This is a genomic window from Simplicispira sedimenti (assembly GCF_022760965.1).
GTDB classification, from domain to species: Bacteria; Pseudomonadota; Gammaproteobacteria; order Burkholderiales; family Burkholderiaceae_C; genus Simplicispira; species Simplicispira sedimenti.
Map to the genome: position 1 here is coordinate 302417 of NZ_JAKVIJ010000001.1, position 19058 is coordinate 321474.

15 protein-coding genes are annotated in these 19058 nt (G+C 62.8%); 4 read left to right on the plus strand and 11 right to left on the minus strand.

All coding sequences use genetic code 11. The features are described from left to right. Positions 1 to 37: 37 nt before the first annotated feature. From yidC to rpmH, 4 genes are all read right to left on the minus strand, one after another. Positions 38 to 1741, minus strand: a complete 1704-nt coding sequence (yidC, locus tag MJ602_RS01385) for a membrane protein insertase YidC (protein WP_162017892.1) — start codon at positions 1739 to 1741, stop codon at positions 38 to 40. Next, complete coding sequence (gene yidD / locus MJ602_RS01390; RefSeq protein ID WP_162017891.1) at positions 1738 to 2031, minus strand: membrane protein insertion efficiency factor YidD; 294 nt, start codon at positions 2029 to 2031, stop codon at positions 1738 to 1740. Before yidD ends, yidC begins: the two co-directional genes overlap by 4 nt. Then, positions 2028 to 2480, minus strand: coding sequence for a ribonuclease P protein component (locus MJ602_RS01395; RefSeq protein ID WP_243019090.1), 453 nt, complete (start codon positions 2478 to 2480; stop codon positions 2028 to 2030). Before MJ602_RS01395 ends, yidD begins: the two co-directional genes overlap by 4 nt. A gap of 66 nt (positions 2481 to 2546) precedes the next feature. Then, entirely contained in the window at positions 2547 to 2681 is a 135-nt protein-coding gene (gene rpmH, locus MJ602_RS01400; RefSeq protein ID WP_005798102.1) for a 50S ribosomal protein L34, read from the minus strand. Positions 2682 to 2986: 305 nt separating this feature from the next. On the opposite strand from rpmH, the gene dnaA reads away from it, so the two are divergent. The 3 genes from dnaA (at position 2987) to gyrB (ending at position 8366) form a co-directional block, all read left to right on the plus strand. Continuing rightward, on the plus strand, positions 2987 to 4408 hold the full coding sequence (dnaA, locus tag MJ602_RS01405; protein WP_243019091.1) for a chromosomal replication initiator protein DnaA: 1422 nt from the start codon (positions 2987 to 2989) through the stop codon (positions 4406 to 4408). Between the two features lie 127 nt (positions 4409 to 4535). Further along, positions 4536 to 5642, plus strand: coding sequence for a DNA polymerase III subunit beta (gene dnaN, locus MJ602_RS01410; protein ID WP_243019092.1), 1107 nt, complete (start codon positions 4536 to 4538; stop codon positions 5640 to 5642). A gap of 123 nt (positions 5643 to 5765) precedes the next feature. Beyond that, positions 5766 to 8366 carry a DNA topoisomerase (ATP-hydrolyzing) subunit B gene (gene gyrB / locus MJ602_RS01415; protein WP_243019093.1) on the plus strand — a complete coding sequence of 867 codons (2601 nt, stop codon included), beginning with the start codon at positions 5766 to 5768 and terminating at the stop codon, positions 8364 to 8366. Between the two features lie 60 nt (positions 8367 to 8426). Here gyrB and MJ602_RS01420 read toward each other — a convergent pair whose 3' ends face one another. From MJ602_RS01420 to MJ602_RS01450, 7 genes are all read right to left on the minus strand, one after another. After that, on the minus strand, positions 8427 to 9941 hold the full coding sequence (locus tag MJ602_RS01420; protein WP_243019094.1) for an ATP-binding protein: 1515 nt from the start codon (positions 9939 to 9941) through the stop codon (positions 8427 to 8429). Positions 9942 to 9954: 13 nt separating this feature from the next. Further along, entirely contained in the window at positions 9955 to 11652 is a 1698-nt protein-coding gene (locus MJ602_RS01425) for a restriction endonuclease subunit S (protein ID WP_243019095.1), read from the minus strand. Positions 11653 to 11663: 11 nt separating this feature from the next. Next, positions 11664 to 13142 (minus strand): type I restriction-modification system subunit M, encoded by a 1479-nt coding sequence (locus MJ602_RS01430; RefSeq protein ID WP_243019096.1) that lies wholly within the window; start codon positions 13140 to 13142, stop codon positions 11664 to 11666. Between the two features lie 84 nt (positions 13143 to 13226). After that, complete coding sequence (locus MJ602_RS01435) at positions 13227 to 13766, minus strand: hypothetical protein (RefSeq protein WP_243019097.1); 540 nt, start codon at positions 13764 to 13766, stop codon at positions 13227 to 13229. 60 nt (positions 13767 to 13826) lie between these two features. After that, positions 13827 to 16268, minus strand: coding sequence for an EcoAI/FtnUII family type I restriction enzme subunit R (gene hsdR, locus MJ602_RS01440; protein WP_243019098.1), 2442 nt, complete (start codon positions 16266 to 16268; stop codon positions 13827 to 13829). 86 nt (positions 16269 to 16354) lie between these two features. Beyond that, positions 16355 to 16672 (minus strand): acylphosphatase, encoded by a 318-nt coding sequence (locus tag MJ602_RS01445; protein ID WP_243019099.1) that lies wholly within the window; start codon positions 16670 to 16672, stop codon positions 16355 to 16357. Then, on the minus strand, positions 16672 to 17937 hold the full coding sequence (locus MJ602_RS01450) for a M48 family metalloprotease (protein ID WP_243019271.1): 1266 nt from the start codon (positions 17935 to 17937) through the stop codon (positions 16672 to 16674). Before MJ602_RS01450 ends, MJ602_RS01445 begins: the two co-directional genes overlap by 1 nt. 259 nt (positions 17938 to 18196) lie before the next feature. Between MJ602_RS01450 and MJ602_RS01455 the strand changes: the two genes are divergently transcribed. Continuing rightward, the gene (locus MJ602_RS01455; RefSeq protein WP_243019100.1) at positions 18197 to 19012 is read left to right on the plus strand and encodes a M48 family metallopeptidase; all 816 of its coding nucleotides are present in this window, start codon (positions 18197 to 18199) and stop codon (positions 19010 to 19012) included. The last annotated feature ends 46 nt before the right edge of the window (positions 19013 to 19058 follow it).

The following is a 19058-nucleotide window of genomic DNA, read 5'->3' on the forward strand; positions in this document are numbered from 1 at the left end:
CGCGCGGCCTTCGTGGGAGGGGCAACCGCTCAGGCGGTCACTTGAACTTGGGCAGGTTGAACTGCGGCGGCACGCCCATGCGGGTGTTGATGATCCACTGCTGGACGATGGACAGGATGTTGTTCGTCAGCCAGTACAGCACCAGACCTGCCGGGAAGAAGAAGAACATCACGCTGAAGATCAGCGGCATGATCCACATCATCTTGGCCTGCATCGGGTCCGGCGGTGCGGGGTTCAGGGCCGTCTGCAGCAGCGTGCTCAGGGTCATCAGCACAGGGAGAATGAAGAACGGGTCGGGAGCAGACAGGTCATGCACCCAGCCGATCCAGGGGGCATTGCGCATTTCCACGCTGGACAGCAGCACCCAGTAGAGCGCAATGAACACCGGAATCTGAACCATGATGGGGAAGCACCCCCCCATGGGGTTGACCTTCTCCTCGCGGTAGATGCGCATCATCTCCTGCTGCATCTGCTGCGGCTTGTCCTTGAGACGCTCGCGCATCTCCATGATCTTGGGGTTGATGGCCTTCATCTTGGCCATGCTGGCGTAGGCCTTGGCATTGAGCCAGTAAAACGCGAGCTTGAGCAGCAACACCAGGGCCACGATGGCCCAGCCCCAGTTGCCGAGCAGCTTGTGCAACTGGTCGAGCAGCCAGTACAGCGGCTTGGACAGGATGGTCAACCAACCATAGTCCTTGACCAGCTCCAGGCCCGGGGCCAGCTTTTCCATCATGGTTTCAACCTGCGGACCGGCAAACAGGCGCGCATCCAGGGTCTTGCTGGCGCCCGGAGCAATGGCGTCCAGCGCGGTGATCATGCCCACCGAGTACAGGTTGGCGTCCACCTTGCGCATGAAGATTTCGCGCTTGGCGCCCTCGGGCAGCAACCAGGCCGAGGCAAAGTAATGCTGCACCATGGCCACGTAGCCGTTGTCGCTGTCCTTCTGGAAGTCGGCCTTGTTGGCCTCAATGTCCTTGAACTCGACCTTCTGGTACTTCTTGTCCTGGGTGAATACCGCCGGGCCGGTGAAGGTGGAATAGAAGGACGACTCGCCCGCCGGCTTGTTGCCATCGCGCACCAGTTGCAGATAGAGCTTGGGCTCGACCGCGGCAGCGCCGGTGTTGACGACTTCATGCTTGACCGCGATGTCGTAGGCGCCGCGCCGCACGGTCCAGGTCTTGACCAGCTTGACGCCACCGAGGTCGGGCGACTCAAAGCGCACGCTCAGCTCGTCCGTACCGTCCACCAGCGCCCGGGGGCCGGGCTGGGCGGTCATCAGTGTCTTGTGGTTGGGCATGGCAGCACCGCCGATCAGGCCCGTCTGCGCCACATACACGCGCTGCGGGCTTTCGTCGAGCAGCACAAAGTTCTGTTTGCCGTCCACCAGATCCGCATGCTTCAGCAACTCTGCGCGCACCAGCGATCCGCCCTCGGAATCGAAGCTCAGGCGCAACACATCGGTGACCACTTCGAAGCGCTCGCGCGGCGCAGCCGGTGCAGCCGGTGCGCCAGACGCAGGCACCGCCGACGATGCCGCAGGGGCGGTGGCGCTGGAGACAGGAACCGAGGCATCCGCCGCTGGCGTGCTGGCGGGTGCAGCGGCATCGGCCTTTGCCGTCACGGGTGCGGGCCCTGGGAAGAAGGTCGCGCTTTTGCCGTTGTGCAATTGCCATTTGTCCCACAGCAGGACCATGGAAAAACCGAATATCACCCACAGGATGGTGCGGCGGATGTCGTTCATGGAGACTTCTTTGGTGAGGAAGAGGTGGTTGTGGGCGGCATCAGCCGGGAGAACAGTCGCGTGGCGCGCGGCGCCTCCTGCGGCACCGGGTCATGCCCACCCGCACACCAGGGATGGCAGCGCCCCAGGCGGCAAACAGTCAGCCAGGCTCCGCGCGCTGCGCCATGCCGCTCCAGCGCTTGCAGCGCATACACAGAGCAGGTGGGCTCAAAACGGCAGGCAGAACCCAGCCAGGGGCTCAACAGCAGCCGGTAGGCCTTGACCAAGCCGATGAGCAGGCGTTGCATCATGGCGCGGCCGATCCTGTCAAGGCCGCCTCAGGCAGCGCCTTGCGGGAGGAGCGCTCAAAGAGCTGCAGCAGCTCGGCACGCACCGCCTGGCACAGCGCCTCGGAACGGGCGCTGACGAACTGCTTGCGATCAAAGGCCGAGCGCAAGCGCACCACATGCGCTGCCGGAGGCAGGCGCGTGGCATTCAGGGCTGCAACGGCAAAGATCTGGCGCTTGATGGCATTGCGCGTCACGGCGCGGCGCGCCCAGCGCTTGGGCACCATGGCGCCGAGCCACACGTCCTGAACCCCGAACAGGGGCCGGGGATGGCGCTGTGATGCGCCCTCAGGAGGTCGAGCGACATCCTGCGCCTGCAGCACCAAGCGGTGCAGCGCAAAGTGAGCGGTACGGGCCACCGTCTCGCCAGCCAGCGTGGCCTGGAACTGCGGACGGGTCTTGAGCCGCTGCATGGAAGTCGCCCCCTGCGGTGGTTGCCGATGCAAACCAGGGTGCGGACAGGCCCGGATGGCCCGGCCTCAGACGGCCAGGCGCTTGCGGCCCTTGGCGCGGCGAGCGTTGATCACGGCGCGGCCGCCGCGGGTCTTCATGCGCACCAGAAAACCGTGGGTGCGGGCGCGGCGCGTCTTGGAGGGCTGGTAAGTGCGTTTCATGGGATTTCCTCTGGGGTTCGGGTCTGCGTGCTGGCCATGTGGCCTCTGCAATCCGTAGGCGCCGTTGGGGTGCCAGGGCTGCAAGACTGCCGCGCAGGAGTGCTTTGCCTGAAATTGGGTTCAGGAAAAACCCGCGATTATCGCAGGCTTGGGTTCGTGAAGCAATGGTCAACACCGAAAAACCCTTGGAAATCCTTGTGCCCGAACGGCGTCACAGGGTCGATACCGATTTGTGGATAACTTTTTGACAAGCTACAATCCGCAGCCTTCCAACGTTCCTCCTATCCACAACAAGAACTCCCGCAATGACCGAGGAACCCCCGCGTCCGACTTCCGAGCCCGCACCACACGAAGCCGGGCAGGCGCTGTGGCAGGCCTGCACCGAGCAGCTCTCCCAAGAACTCCCCACCCAGCAGTTCAATACCTGGATCCGGCCGCTGTCCGCCCAGGTGGCCGAGGACTTCTCGCGCGTCACGCTGCTGGTGCCCAACCGCTTCACGCTGGACTGGATTCGTGCCCAGTACGCCGGGCGCATCGCTGCGGCGCTGGAAGCCATTTACGGCCAGCCCGTAACCTTGGAGTTAGCGCTCGCTCAGCGTCAAACTGTTGCCAGAACTCATGCACCGCAGGCTGCGCAAGCAGCCTCTGCCACCACACCCACCCTGGCCGATGCCCCGCCCGCCGAGGACAACGCCGCCGAGCCGCTGCGCAGTCGGCTCAATTCCGCGCTCACCTTCGACACCTTGGTTGAAGGAACGGCCAACCGCATGGCGCGCGCCGCCGCCATGCATGTGGCCAGCATGCCGGGGCATTTGTACAACCCGCTGTTCATCTACGGCGGCGTCGGCCTGGGCAAGACCCACCTGGTGCACGCCGTGGGCAACAAGCTGCTGCAAGACCGGCCCGACGCCAAAGTTCTCTACATCCACGCCGAACAATTTGTTTCGGATGTGGTTAAGGCCTACCAGCGCAAGACTTTTGACGAATTCAAGCACCGCTACCATTCGCTGGATCTGCTGCTGATCGACGATGTGCAGTTCTTTGCCAACAAGGACCGTACACAAGAGGAGTTCTTCAACGCCTTCGAAGCGCTGCTGGCCAAGAAGAGCCACATCGTGATGACCTCGGACACCTACCCCAAGGGGCTGACGGCCATCCACGAGCGCCTGGTGTCGCGCTTCGATTCGGGCCTGACCGTGGCCATCGAGCCGCCCGAGCTGGAAATGCGCGTGGCGATCCTGATCAACAAGGCACGCGCGGAAGGCGCCGAAATGCCCGAAGAGGTCGCCTTCTTCGTGGCCAAGAACGTGCGCTCCAACGTGCGCGAACTGGAAGGCGCGCTGCGCAAGATCCTGGCCTACAGCCGCTTCAACCAGAAGGACATCTCCATCCAACTCGCGCGCGAGGCGCTGCGCGACCTGCTGTCCATCCAGAACCGGCAGATCAGTGTGGAAAACATCCAGAAGACGGTGGCCGACTATTACAAGATCAAGGTCGCCGACATGTACAGCAAGAAGCGCCCGGCCAGCATTGCCCGGCCGCGCCAGATTGCCATGTACCTGGCCAAGGAGCTGACGCAAAAGAGCCTGCCCGAGATTGGCGAGCTGTTCGGCGGGCGCGACCACACCACCGTGCTGCACGCGGTGCGCAAGATTGCGGGCGAGCGCCAGCAGCTCACCGAACTGAACCAGCAGCTGCACGTGCTGGAGCAGACCCTCAAGGGCTGAGCCATGTGGCGCAGCGCAGCAGCCAAACGCGGCCCGGCACAGGGCAAAATGGCAGATGGTGTTTCGGGCGGATGGCAAGACCCTGCCGCTGGCCCACACACCAAGCCCCTAACCACCAGAGGTTGACATGATCGTCCTGAAGGCAACACAAGACAAGGTTCTCGCGGTTCTGCAATCGGTTGCTGGCATCGTCGAGCGCCGCCACACGCTGCCCATCCTGGCCAACGTGCTGATCCGCAAGACCGGCAATGCGCTGCAGTTCACCACCAGCGACCTGGAAGTGCAGATCCGCACCACCGCCGAGCTGGGCGGCGACACGGGCGACTTCACCACCACGGTGAACGCACGCAAGGTCATCGAAGTGCTGCGCACCATGCCCGGCGACCAGACGGTGAGCCTGGAATCGAGCCAGGACAAGCTCCTCCTCAAGGGCGGCAAGAGCCGTTTCACGCTGCAGACCCTGCCCGCCGCCGACTTCCCGCTGGTGCAGGAGGCCGCCAACTTCGGCCCCGCCTTCAGCGTGCCGCAAAAGACGCTCAAGCACCTGCTGGGCCAGGTGGCGTTTGCCATGGCGGTGCAGGACATCCGCTACTACCTCAACGGCATCCTGTTCGTGGCCGAAGGCAAAACGCTTTCGCTCGTGGCCACCGACGGCCACCGCCTGGCCTTTGCCAGTGCCGAGTTGGACGTGGAAGTGCCCAAGCAGGAAGTCATCCTGCCGCGCAAGACCGTGCTGGAACTGCAGCGCCTGCTCAGCGACGCCGACGGCGCCCTGGAAATGCGCTTTGCCAACAACCAGGCCAAGTTCTGCTTTGGCGCGCTGGAGTTCGTGTCCAAGCTGGTCGAGGGCAAGTTCCCTGACTACAACCGCGTGATCCCACGCAACCACCACAACAGCGTGACCCTGGGCCGCACCGCGCTGCTGGCCAGCCTGCAGCGCACCGCCATCATGACCACCGACAAGTTCAAGGGCGTGCGCCTGAACCTCGAGCCCGGCCTGCTGCGCGTGGCCAGCAGCAACGCCGAACAGGAAGAGGCGGTGGACGAGCTGGACATCGACTACGGGGGCGACGCGATCGAGATCGGCTTCAATGTGAGCTACCTCATCGACGCCCTGGCCAGCATGGAGCAGGACATGGTGCAGATCGCGCTGGCCGACGGCAACAGCTCGGCCCTCGTCACCCTGCCCGACAGCCAGAACTTCAAGTACGTGGTGATGCCCATGCGCATCTGATACGCAAATACACCACAGATTGCTATTAATTTTATAGCTACCGGCGCTTTATAGACGGGCGCTAGAACCATATTTTGCATATAAACCGCAGGCCCCTGTGGCCTGCCCAGACCCAAGCCGACCATGACCGCTGAGAACACACCGCCCACCCCTGAAGACCAGGGCGCCCCCCGCGCCGAGCAGCCTGCGGCCGGTGGCAGCGAGGGCTATGGCGAAGGCGCGATCCAGATCCTGGAAGGCCTGGAGGCTGTGCGCAAGCGCCCCGGCATGTACATCGGCGACACGTCGGACGGCACCGGCCTGCACCACCTCGTGTTTGAAGTGGTGGACAACTCCATCGACGAAGCGCTGGCCGGGCACTGCGACGACATCGTTGTGACCATCCACACCGACAACTCCATCAGCGTGACCGACAACGGCCGCGGCATCCCCACGGGCGTGAAGATGGACGACAAGCACGAGCCCAAGCGCTCGGCTGCCGAGATCGCACTGACCGAACTGCACGCGGGCGGCAAGTTCAACCAGAACAGCTACAAGGTCTCGGGCGGCCTGCACGGCGTGGGCGTGAGCTGCGTCAACGCCCTCTCCAAATGGCTGCGCCTGATCGTGCGCCGCGACGGCAAGGTGCACCAGATCGAATTTGCGCGCGGCTTTGTGCAAAACCGCCTGCTCGACACCGTGGACGGCTTCGAGGTTTCGCCCATGCGGGTGACCGGCGCCACCGAAAAGCGCGGCACCGAGGTGCACTTTCTGCCCGACACCGACATCTTCCAGCAGAACCACGAGTTCCACTACGAGATCCTGGCCAAGCGCCTGCGCGAGCTCTCTTTCCTGAACAACGGCGTGCGCATTCGCCTCAAGGACGAACGCGACGGCCGCGAAGACGACTTTGCCGGCAGCGGCGGCGTGATGGGCTTTGTGCAGTTCATCAACGCCAACAAGAAGGTGCTGCACCCCACGGCCTTCCACGCCACGGGCAGCCGCCCGGCCGACAGCTATGGCGGCATTCCCGGCACCGAAATCGGCGTGGAAGTGGCCATGCAGTGGAACGACGGCTACAGCGAACAGGTGCTGTGCTTCACCAACAACATCCCGCAACGCGACGGCGGCACCCACCTCACGGGCCTGCGCGCCGCCATGACGCGCGTGATCGGCAAGTACATCGAAACCAACGAACTGGCCAAGAAGGCCAAGGTCGAGGTCAGCGGCGACGACATGCGTGAAGGCCTGTGCTGCGTGCTGAGCGTGAAGGTGCCCGAGCCCAAGTTCAGCAGCCAGACCAAGGACAAGCTCGTCTCCAGCGAAGTGCGCGCGCCGGTGGAAGACATCGTGGCCAAGTCCCTGGCCGAATACCTGGAAGAGCGCCCCAACGACGCCAAGATTCTGTGCGGCAAGATCATTGACGCCGCCCGCGCCCGCGAGGCGGCGCGAAAGGCCCGCGAAATGACGCGCCGCAAGGGCGTGCTCGACGGCTTCGGCCTGCCCGGCAAGCTGGCCGACTGCCAGGAAAAGAACCCTGAACTCTGCGAAATCTACATCGTCGAGGGCGACTCCGCAGGCGGCTCGGCCAAGCAGGGCCGCGACCGCAAGTTCCAGGCCATCCTGCCGCTGCGCGGCAAGATCCTGAACGTGGAAAAGGCGCGCTACGAAAAGCTGCTCACCAGCAACGAAATCGTCACCCTCATCACCGCGCTGGGCACCGGCATTGGCAAGGCCAGTGCGGAAAGCGGCAAGAGCGGCAGCGACGACTTCGACGTCGCCAAGCTGCGCTACCACCGCATCATCATCATGACCGACGCCGACGTGGACGGCGCGCACATCCGCACGCTGCTGCTGACCTTCTTCTACCGCCAGATGCCCGACTTGGTGGAGCGCGGCCACATCTACATCGCCCAGCCGCCGCTGTACAAGGTCAAGAGCGGCAAGGAAGAGCTGTACCTGAAAGACGGCCCAGCCCTGGACCAGTACCTGCTGCGCATCGCCCTGAAAGACGCCAGCGTGAACACCGGCGGCACCAACCCCCAGGTGCTTGCAGGCGACACCCTGGCCGAACTGGCACGCAAGCACCAGACCGCCGAAGCCGTGATTGCACGCCTGTCCGCCTTCATGGACCAGGAAGCCCTGCGCGCCATTGCCGACGGCGTGGCCGTCAAACTCGACACCCTGGAAGAAGCCCAGGCCAGCGCCGTGGCCATGCAGGCCAAGTTGGCGGAACTCTCCACCACCGGCGTGCCGCCCGAGGTGGCCGGCGAATTTGACGCACGCAGCGACAAACCCATCCTGCGCATCAGCCGCCGCCACCACGGCAACATCAAGAGCAGCATCCTCACGCAGGACTTCGTGCACGGCGCCGACTACGCCGCCCTGCAGGAAGCTGCCGACACCTTCCGCGGCCTGCTGGGCGAGGGCGCCAAGGTCATGCGCGGCGAAGGCGAAAAGGCCAAAGATGAAAAAGTCAGCGACTTCCGCCAGGCCATGCGCTGGCTCATCAGCGAAGCCGAACGCACCACCAGCCGCCAGCGCTACAAGGGCCTGGGCGAAATGAACCCCGAGCAGCTGTGGGAAACCACCATGGACCCCGCCGTGCGCCGCCTGCTGCGCGTGCAGATCGACGATGCCATCGAGGCCGATCGCGTGTTCACCATGCTGATGGGGGATGAGGTGGAGCCGCGTCGGGATTTCATTGAGACCAACGCGTTGCGGGCTGGCAACATCGACGTTTGAGGCGTTTATTCGCCCCAAAGAAAACAACAAATTGAATAAGTCGTTGTTTTTATTGAATTTTTAATCCTCACCGTTGTTGTTATCTTCAAGCACAGATAACAAAGACAACTCAACACCGGCCCCGTTCGGCTTGGTGTACGCCATGTTCCGCTTGGCACGGCCTGGTACGGGTATCAAAAGCCCTTGCTCACGCCAGGCTGCCAATAGCTTCGATGCTTTTAGCGTGTCCACCCCAGCAATTCGGACGACATCGGCGTTGGCAATCGATCCGTGGCGATCAATCCAGTCACTGACCTCATCCCAGGCGGTGGGCCTCTTTAAGTTAAAGAGGGTGACGGTCACACTCTCCACGGCTGTCTCGGTGTTCTGCTTGTACTGGGGCGGATACAACTCAGCCAATGCCATTTCAGAGAACATCATCCGGACGCCTTCCCCCGCATCGATGTTCGGTGCGACGGGAAATTCGCGCAAGTTGCTGGCTATCAACGGATTGCGCGCCCTCGACCCCGACCGGGCGATATTGGCCGGCGTGATGTTGCCGGGCAGCAAGCCGGGACTTTCCACTTCGACACGGTCGTCAAAGATGCGAACAAAGATATCGCGGTTCAGCCGATAGTCACGGTGAATGACGGCATTCACGATCGCCTCTTTCACAGCCCGCTCGGGATAGGCATGAAGCGTCTTGAACCCGCTGTTGCTCAGCGTTAGCCCTTGCGCAAGTTCATCCATCACCAGCCTGACCGCTGCATCGATCTGATCAATCAACGGGCCACGGATGGTCTTGGCCGCCTTGCGTAAGTTGGGGGTAGCTCCGCTCGAAACCTGTTTGCCGTCGTACACCATCACACGCACATCGGCACGGCTGTCAAAAGCCGCCAGCAGACTACCTGGCTCGTCCGCAAACAACAGCACGGCAGCTCGCCTCGGTTGAACCACGCCATCCACCTCTTCAGCAAGACCAATGCGCAAAAGCTGGTCTGCAAAGCTACCGGATAACGGGCCGCGCGCCTCGGCAAAACGCTTCCATGCCGTGGTTTGCAGCCTGTCAAGGGCTACCGCGACGGGCTCGCTGCTCGCGCTTCGCGCCCCGCGCCGGTACGACAGCTCGGTACTTTCCGCCGCACTCATAGGCCGATTACCAGCCTCCATGCGCGTGAAGGTGCCACAGTTCAAGATGGAGTGCACATGGCTGCTACGACCCACATGCACCAACAACAGATGGCCGTTCTGCCCTTTGGCCGGGCCATTGTGGAGACGACACGACACCGCAACCATACGCACCGTGCTGATGGCGGGCGAAAACTCTGTCAGCAGCTTGCGTCGCAGTTCATCCACGGCCTCGGGGTTTTCTTCCACACCAAACAACCGGGCATCGCCCTTGAACTCCTTCAGGTCCGCCACGCCCAGCACCAGTGTGCCGCCGTCAGTGTTCGCCAGAGCGCAAACCGTTTCCAGCGCCTTGCCCACCATCTTGCCGCTGACACGCTTGAACTCGAGATGGCGAGATTCACTCATCGTGATGAGCTGTTGCACGAGGGCGGCGTTATCGATGGCCGCAGTGGGAGTCAAATTCATGGCGTGTTTGCCCTCAAGCGGTCACGGAATCCACCAGCGCCTCGGCCAGACGGGCCTGCACGGACTGGCGTTCGGCCAGGCGCTGGCGCAGGTCGGCGCAGAGGCGGCGCAGGGCGGTGACGCGGGTGACGATGCGGGATTGTTCGGGGAGGGGGGGAAGCGCAAGCACGTACCGATCAAGCGCCTGTCCAACAAAGTGCTTGATCGTGGCCCCTGTGAAGTGTTTGTCCAGGCTCCCAGCTCTTGAATCTGACTCCAAAGCAATTGCGATTAATTCAACCGCAATGCCACCTCGTGGGCGGACCCGGTGCAGCGCCTTTTGAAAGTACATCTCGCGATCGGGGTCACGCCATATTGCACAGCGCCCTGGATACCCGCCTTCACAAATAAGCAAATCTCCTGCCATCAATCGAAACTCAGCAAGCTCGCTGGCCTCCAGGCTGATCTCTTTGATGTCATCAAGATCGATGTGGTGCCACTGAACATTGGTGTTGCGCAGGTAGGGATAACGCCTTCCTGAGTTCTTCGCTTTGTCCAACATCTTGCCGAGCCGGCTGTCAGCGATGTCCGCAAGTCGCACCCACTCCCACCCCACCGGCAACTCAAACGGCTTTTCCTCATCGGTGATGGGCGGCAGGGGTTTGTCGCGTTTGATTTGGCCAGTGGCGATGAGGCGGTCTTTTTCGGCGCGGATTTTTTGCAGCAGGGCGCTGGCGGGTTCGTCGGAGGGGTCTTGGGGCACGAGCAGGCCGCGCACGGCCAGTTGCAGCAGGGTTTGCTCCAGGGCGTCGATGGCTTCGGGGCGGTCCAGCAGCAGGTCGAAGTGCTGGGCCACGCGCTGCCAGTTGGCGGCCAGCTCTTCGGGCGTGGTGCTGGCGGTGAGTGTGCCCAGCAGGGTGCTGACCAGTTGGACGTGTTGCGCGGCCTCCAGCTGGCCCTTGGCCTCCAGCGCATCGCACAGGCGCATGAGGGCTTCGACGCGGGTGACGATGCGGGACTGTTCGGCGAGGGGTGGCAAGGGAATTAAGAACTGACCGAGCTTGGCAATGCTCAAACCTTCGCGCGATACGCCAACCTGCACATCCATGACGGTCTGTTGGACATGCCGTGAGACAAGAACTTTATGCAAATAGGCATTAATTTCTGGCAGAACGGCACGAATGATCGTGACGTGTTGGCTAACGTTTGCCTCATCAAAATCGCTTGGAACGACAGCACAGCGCCCGATGGACGCACCAGTGATGTTGAATAGCAAGTCATTTGCGACAACCACTGTGCCAGCCATCCTGGCGTGCGTTTCTGGCTTGATGAAAGCCACGCCATCGAGGCGCAATCCTTCGTCCCACACGTTCTGGGATCGAAGGAATTTCACACCAGACGAGACATAAACTTCGCGACCTCCAAGAGGTGTGCTTCCGGCACCGATCTTCTGCAGCAAAGCGCTCAGCCTCACCCACTCCCACCCCTGCGGCAAATCAAAAGGCTTTTCCTCCTCCCCAATCTCCGCCAGCGGCTTGTCCCGCTTGATCTTGCCCTCGGCCATCAGCCGATCCTTCTCCGCCCGAATCTTCTGCAGCAGCACAGCAGCCGGTTCATCGGCCGGGTCTTGCGGCACCAGCTTGCCTTGCACGGCCAGGGTGAGGATGAGTTCGCGCAGCTTGGCAACGCCCCCAGGGGCGGTGGCGAGTAGCTCCATATTTGATAGCAGCATGCGCTTATCCCTCAAGCGCTAGCGGCTTTTTTTGTCAAAGACTGGGCGAGGATGCCTTTCAACTCGTCGCGCAGGGCCTGGGCTTCGGCCTGCAGGCGGGCGTAGTCGGCCAGCAGCACGTCGGGGTCGTGGCTTTGCTGTTCGCCGATGTGGGGGTTCTTCTGGTCCAGGTTGAAGCCAGCGGCCTTGATCTGGTCGATGCCGACCTTCCAGGCCCGTTCGTTTTCCACGCGGGCGGCAAAGTCGTCGGCCTCGGTGCCCCACCAGGCTTTCTCGGCGTCGAATTCGGAGATAGCAATGGGCTTGGTCTTGTTGTAGGTTTTGACGCCCTGGGGGTAGGGGTGCTCGTAGTACCAGATGTGCTGGGTGGGCTGGCCTTTGGTGAAGAACAGCAGGTTGGTTTTGATGCCGGTGTAGGGCGCAAACACGCCGTTGGGCAGGCGCACGATGGTGTGCAGGTTGCAGTGCTGCAGCAGTTGTTCTTTGATGCGGGCCTTGACGCCTTCGCCAAACAAAAAGCCATCGGGCAGCACCACGGCGGCGCGGCCATGGGGTTTGAGCAGGTGCTGGATGAGCACGAGGAAGAGGTCGGCGGTTTCTTTGGTGCGCACGTCGGCCGGAAAGCCTGCCTCAATGCCCGGCTCTTCAATGCCGCCGAAGGGCGGGTTGGTGAGGATGACGTTGACGCGGTCTGCGGCGGTGTAGTCGCGCAGGGGGCGGGCCAGGGTGTTGTCGTGCACGATCTGGCTGGGCACTTCGATGCCGTGCAGCAGCAGGTTGGTGACGCACAGCATGTGCGGCAGCTGCTTTTTCTCGACACCGCGGATGCTGTTTTGCAGCACGGCCTCTTGCTCTGCGTTGTGCACTTGTTTGCGCAGGTGCTCGATGGCGCAGACGAGGAAGCCGCCGGTGCCGGTGGCCGGGTCCATGACGCTTTCGCCCAGCTGGGGGTGGGTCATGTCCACCATGAACTGGGTGACGGCGCGGGGGGTGTAGAACTCGCCCGCGTTGCCTGCGCTTTGCAGGTCGCGCAATATCTTCTCGTACAGGTCGTTGAACTGGTGGCGCTCGGCCTGGCGGTTGAAGTCGATGGCGTTGAGTTTGTTGACCACTTGGCGCAGCAGGTGGCCGCTTTTCATGTAGTTGTAAGCGTCTTCAAACACGCCGCGCACCACGTAGCCGCGCGGGTTGCGCTGCGGGTCGGCGCTCAGGCCCTTGAGGGCGGGGAAGAGCTGCTTGTCCACAAAGTCGAGCAGGGCGTCGCCGGTCATGCCCTCGGCATCGGCCGCCCAATGGCGCCAGCGCAGGTGTTCGGCCATGGGGCTTTGGTAGTCGTCGCGGGTGAGTTCGAGTTCTTCTTCCAGCGCGTCAAACACCTTGAGGAACAGCAGCCAGGTGAGCTGGCTGATGCGCTGGGCGTCGCCATCCACGCCAGAGTCCTGGCGCATGATGTCTTGGATGGATTTGATGACGGGGGTGAGGTTGGACATGCCGTGGTCTATGAATGAAATTGGTTTCTAGCCCTTACTGGGCAAGCGCAAGCAGCTATCGATTTTTATGAATGACGCAATGTCTTAAGGGGGCGTCGAGGGCTGCAGATGGTCGCGGTAGAGACGCCCTTGGGCACGGCAAGCGGCGAGTTGTTCTTTGAAGCTGCTGCGGTAGTTCGGCCCCAGCCAGGCGACGAAACGCACCAGCCCGTCGCAGATGACCTGCCCTTGAAACACCAGCAGACCGCAGGAAAGAACCGCGCCGCTGCTGCCAAACATCTCCTTGAGAGGTGTAGTCAGCGTCTTGGTGGCGTAAGCCGCCGCCCCCTTGGGCTCCAGAAATTGGCTGTGCGTGGCGGTATCGCTGACGTAGATCCAGTTGTCAACGCACAGCGTTTGTACGGCTTGCAGCACATCGTCCGCACAGGGGCTGCCCAGGTTCTGCAGGTGCGCCAGCGCTGGCTGCAAAAGTGCAGGGTCGGCATGCAGGGCATCGCGCGCTGCGGCCAGCTGCGTCACCACGTTCGTCTTGGGTTTGGTGATGGGGATGGATTCGAGCAGGTTTTGGTAATGGCCAAGGAAGTGCCGGGCCGCTGCGGGGTCAATGCATTTCTTGTGTGTCATCGACGGTTCTATTGCTCTCTTGTAAAGGCTGATCGGTGCCTGTACTTCTGCGTGCTGTACTCATGCCGATGGCGCATACAGCTCGCGCTCCAGCGTGTGCAGCGCGCTGAGGTACTGCGGGCGGCCACCAAAGCTGCGCACCAGCTCTACGGGGCTGCCCAGGTCGGTGAAGGGCTGGAGTTTGAAGACTTCGTTGCTCTCGATGGTGGCGATGCCTTCGTCGGCGTATTTGTCGAGCAGGGCGTCAAGCACCTTGCGGGCCACGGGGCCGTATTGGGTGAAGACGCTGCGCTTTTTGACGCGCTGGGCGCGCTCGCGGCGGGTGAGCGGGGGCTGGTCGTAGGCGACGTGCAGCAGCAGGTCGAACGGGTCGAGGTCTTTGCCCACCTCAGCGGCCAGGGCGTCGATGAGCACGCCTTCTGCCTCCAGCTCGGCCAGCAGGGCGGCTTTGCGGTCGGCCTGCTGCCAGGTTTGCAGGAACTGGTCGAGCGAGTCGTATTTTTTGAGCAGATTGATGCGGGTGTAGTCGCGCAGGCTTTCGGTGATGAGCTTGCCTTGGGCATTGAGGTACTGCACGCGCTCGCGCGCCACGGCAACGGGAATGCCATCCACGATGTATTTGCGCGGTGCGTCTTCCTCGGCGGTGATCAGGCCCACGGTGGCCGCAGGTTCGGTAGGCCATCCATCGGGCGCCGAGGCGGTGCTGGGCAGCTCTGCGGGCGGCGGCGGGGCCACGGGTTCACCGGGCTGAGGGGCGTACACCTGCACGGGCTCACCGTCAAAGCTGGGGTCAGCAAAGAGCTCCGTGGCGCGCTTGAAGTCGAGGATGGTGAACCAGCTTTTGCCCAAGTCTTCGCGCAGGCGGGTGCCCCGGCCAATGATCTGCTTGAACAGCGTCATGGACTTGATGGTCTGGTCCAGCACGATGAGCTTGCAGGTTTGCGCGTCCACGCCGGTGCTCATGAGCTTGGAGGTGACGGCGATGACCGGGTAGGTCTTCTCAGGGTCGATGAAGTTGTCCAGCTCGCGCTTGCCCTCAACGTTGTCGCCGGTGATCTGCACCACGTATTTGGGCTCTTTGGCGCACAGGTCGGCGTTGGCGTTGCTGAGTGCCTTGCGCATGCGCTCGGCGTGCTCGATGTCTTCGCAAAAGACGATGGTCTTGGCGTAGCGGTCGGTGGCCTGCAGGTATTCGGTGATCTTGGCGGCCACCACGGCGTCGCGCTGCTCCATGACGAGCCTGCGGTTCATGTCGGCACCGGTGTAGATGCGGTCTTCAATGAGGTGGCCGAACTTGTCGCACTGGCCCTCGGTGGGGCGCCAGCCGAAGGTGTCTTTGTCCAAGTCCACGCGCACCACTTTGTAGGGCGCGAGGTAGCCGTCTTCAATGCCTTGCTTCAAGCTGTAGGTGTAGAGCGGCTCGCCAAAGTAGTCGATGTTGGAGACGTCTTCCGTCTCCTTGGGTGTGGCGGTGAGGCCGATCTGTGTGGCGCTGGCAAAGTAGGTCAGGATGTCGCGCCAGGCGGAGTCTTCGGCCGCACTGCCCCGGTGGCATTCGTCCACCACGATGAGGTCGAAAAAGTCGGGGCTGAACTGCTTGTAAATGTTGCGCTCTTCTTGCGTGCCGGTGACGGCCTGGTAGAGCGAGAGGTAGATCTCGTAGCTTTTGTCCACCACCTTGGTGGTTTTGTTCACAGCCAGGTCGAGGTCTTCGATGGTGACCTGGCCTTGGGTGTCCACCCGCTCCACGCCCTTGGCGTGGGGGCTGAGCTTGGCCATCGCGCCCTTGAAGGGGCGGAAGTCATTGACCATCGTCTGGTCGATGAGGATGTTGCGGTCGGCCAAAAACAGGATGCGTTTTTTGGCGCCGCTTTTCCACAGGCGCCAGATGATCTGGAACGCGGTGTAGGTTTTTCCGGTGCCCGTGGCCATGACGAGCAGCACGCGGTTTTGGCCTGCGGCAATGGCCTCTACGGTGCGGTTGATGGCACCGAGCTGGTAGTAGCGCGGGGTTTTGCTGGGGGCGTAGTCGGTGGCGGCAATGTGCTCCACGGCAGGCGTCCAGCCCTTCCACGCGCAGTACTTGGCCCACAGCTCGGCGGGGGTGGGGAATTGGTCCAGCGTGAGGTCGCGCTCCAGCACGCCATCAGACAGGGTGGCATCGCGGAACACAAAGCCATCGCCATTGCTGGCAAAGCTGAAGGGTACGCCCAGCAGCTCGGCGTATTGAATGGCCTGGGGCATGCCCGCGCCGACGGAGTGCTTGGCGTCTTTGGCCTCGACCACGGCCAGCGGTACGTTGGGCTTGTGGAACAGCACGTAGTCGGCCCGCAGCATGGAGGCCTTGTCGCGGTGCGCCGCTTGGCCGCGCACCACCACGCGGCCGGGGCGCAGGGTGTATTCGCGCAGGATGTGCTGCTGCACGCTCCAGCCCGCACGCTGCAGAGCGGGGGTGATGCACTGGTCGCAAATGTCGGTTTCGCTCAGGCGGGTGGGGTGCATTCCGATCCTTGATGGCGCTGGGACTCTCTACCGGCGGCGCGTGCGCTGGTTGTGCCCAGCGGGCATTATCCCCACCGGGCGGGCCGCTACACCGTCGCCCATTGCTCGAATTCAGTGCCCGTGGCCAAGCCTGCTGGCGGGTCAGTCACAGCAACCCCTTCGACCCGCGCCAAGGGCGGGCCGTGGTGCGCCCAGGTGATCAGCGTCTCCACGTCCACCTGGGGGCCGTGCACCAGCGCTTCGACACTGCCATCACTGCGGTTTCTCACCCAGCCCACCACGCACAGGCGTCGGGCCTCCTGGGCCATGTGGTAGCGGTAGCCCACGCCTTGCACGCGGCCGGTGATGCGCAGGTGGCGGGTGACAGTGGGCGCCGCGCTGGGCTCGGCAGTGGAGGCGGCCATCACTTGATGCCTGCCATTTCCAGCCTTGCATCCACGGTGACTGGCGCCTTGGTGCCGACCAGCGCGTCGAAGCGCCGGGCCATGGCCTGTTCCAGGTGATCGAGCCGCAGGCGGCTTTGGGGGTGTGCGTCGGCAAACTGCAGGTCGCTGTCCCCCAGCGCGTTGACCTGCACCAGCGCAGAGACCAGGCCGTAGGGATCGAGCCCGGCGCGCGCGGTCAGGGTGACGGCCTCGCGGTCGGCGGCGTGCTCGGCCTCGGCGCCGACCCCCTGGGTGTGCACCTGGCGCACCAGCGCCGGTAGGCCTGCGGGCGTGCCCACGCGCAGGGCAGTGCGCATGGCGTGCAGGTGGTGCCTTTGGGTCACATGGGCGATTTCGTGCGCCAGGATGCCTGCGAGTTCGGCCTCGTCGGTGCAGCGGTCCACCAGGCCCCGGGTGACAAACACATGGCCGCCAGGTGCGCTGTAGGCGTTGAAGTCGGACTCGTCCACCACCACAAAGGTCCATAGCAGATGGGGGCGGCTGGACTGCAGGCTGATCCAGCGACCCAGCAGGTTGATGTAGCGTTGCAGCTCCGGCGTGGGGTCCAGCGGCTTGCCCTGCAGCAGCAGTGCAGCCATCTGGCGGCCCAGGTCGGCCTCTTGCGCCTCGGTCATGCCCTCGACGGATTGCAACATGCGCCCCAGCGCAGGGTCACCTCCTGCGCCAGCCTGTGGAGGCTCGGCGGCTGAAGCCTCGGCGCTGCTGGCCGCAGCCGATGGCGTCAACGCGGGGACCGGAAGTGCATCGACGGTGCGGGATTGAAGGGCTGCAGTGCTTGCAAAGGTACGCGCGCTGTCGGCGCTTGCACGCCAGCGGTCAAGCTGTTGGAGGGGTTGTGCACCGGAGGCTGTGCGTCCGCCCACCGGCGCGCGCGATACATCGCCTTCGCCCAGGCCACGGATGCCCACGGTGGCAGTGGCCACGCTGACAGAGGAGCCACCGCCCGCCTTGCTCCCCAGGTCGCGCAAGGCTTGCGCTGCGGTGTTGTTGACACGGGCCGGGGTTCCGATGTCGAACATGTGCACCCAACCCATGGCCCCGGATTCGGATCGCACCTGCACCCAGGCACCTTGCCGCTGGGGGGTGCGCGTGACGGTTGCATGGGCGGCCAGCTCGGCCACATGGGCCGCACTGTCCCCAGGGGCTGCCCGCAGTTGCGTGGGGCGCTTGATCGTGACGGCATCCTGAGCGTACGCGGCGGCTGTGCCTGCCAGCCAGAGCACCAAGGCAGTCCCCCATGCGCCGACGCACAGGCCGTAGCGTTTTATTTTGCTTTGATTGGGCTGCGACCGCAAAAGCATGAATCCCTCCATCGATGGCACATTAAATGCGTCTATTTGTAAATGTTTCGGTGAAATTGAATCAGGACGAAATTGTTATGGTTTTCATAAAAGCCTGCAATTCAATGGCATTCAAAGGAAAAGGATGCATGACATAGTTCACACATCGCACTCAAGGCGCATTCAGCGACCGTGATGATTGGTGTGTGATTGTGTACATTGCGCGCTCTTTGCATTTCTTTCAACCCAATCTGCTTTGAATCATATGAACCGTCGTGACCTGATTTCCCTCGCAGCGCTCGCCTCTGGCATCAGTTCTGTTTCCCCTGTATGGGCGCAATTCAACTTGGGCAAGGCCCTGGAAGCAGGCCAGGATCTGGCCAAGGCAGAATCCATTACCGACGAAGAGTTGAAAAAGTATTTTGACCAGGTGTCCACGCAAATGGACGGTCAAAGCTCTGTCGCTCCCGCCAGCAATGCCTATGCCAAACGCCTGACCAAAATGGTGACGGGCCTGCAGAATTACGACGGCCTGCGGTTGAATTTCAAGGTGTACCTCACCCCCCAAATCAACGCTTTTGCTATGGCCAACGGCACCATCCGTGTCTATTCAGGCCTGATGGACCAATTTACCGACGACGAAGTGCGCTATGTGATCGGCCACGAAATCGGCCACGTCAAAAGCGGCCACTCCAAATCACGCATGCAGGCGGCTCTGCGCACCAGCGCCTTGCGCAAGGGCGTGGAATCCAGCAATACCCGTGCAGGTGCGTTGGCCAGCACCGAGCTGGGCAACCTGTTTGAGAAGGTGGTGAACGCCCAACACTCGCAGTCGAACGAACGCGAGGCGGACGACTACGCGCTGCAGTTTATGAAGGCCCGCAAATACAGCCCTCAGGCCTGCGTGAGCGCGCTGGAGAAGCTCGCGGCTCTGTCGGGGGACAACTCCAGCAGTTTCCTGTCCACCCACCCGGCGCCCAAAGACCGTGCCGACCGCATGCGCACCCAACTGGCCTGATCACCCTGCTGCATGGGCAGCGCCGCACCAACCCGCCCAGCCCACA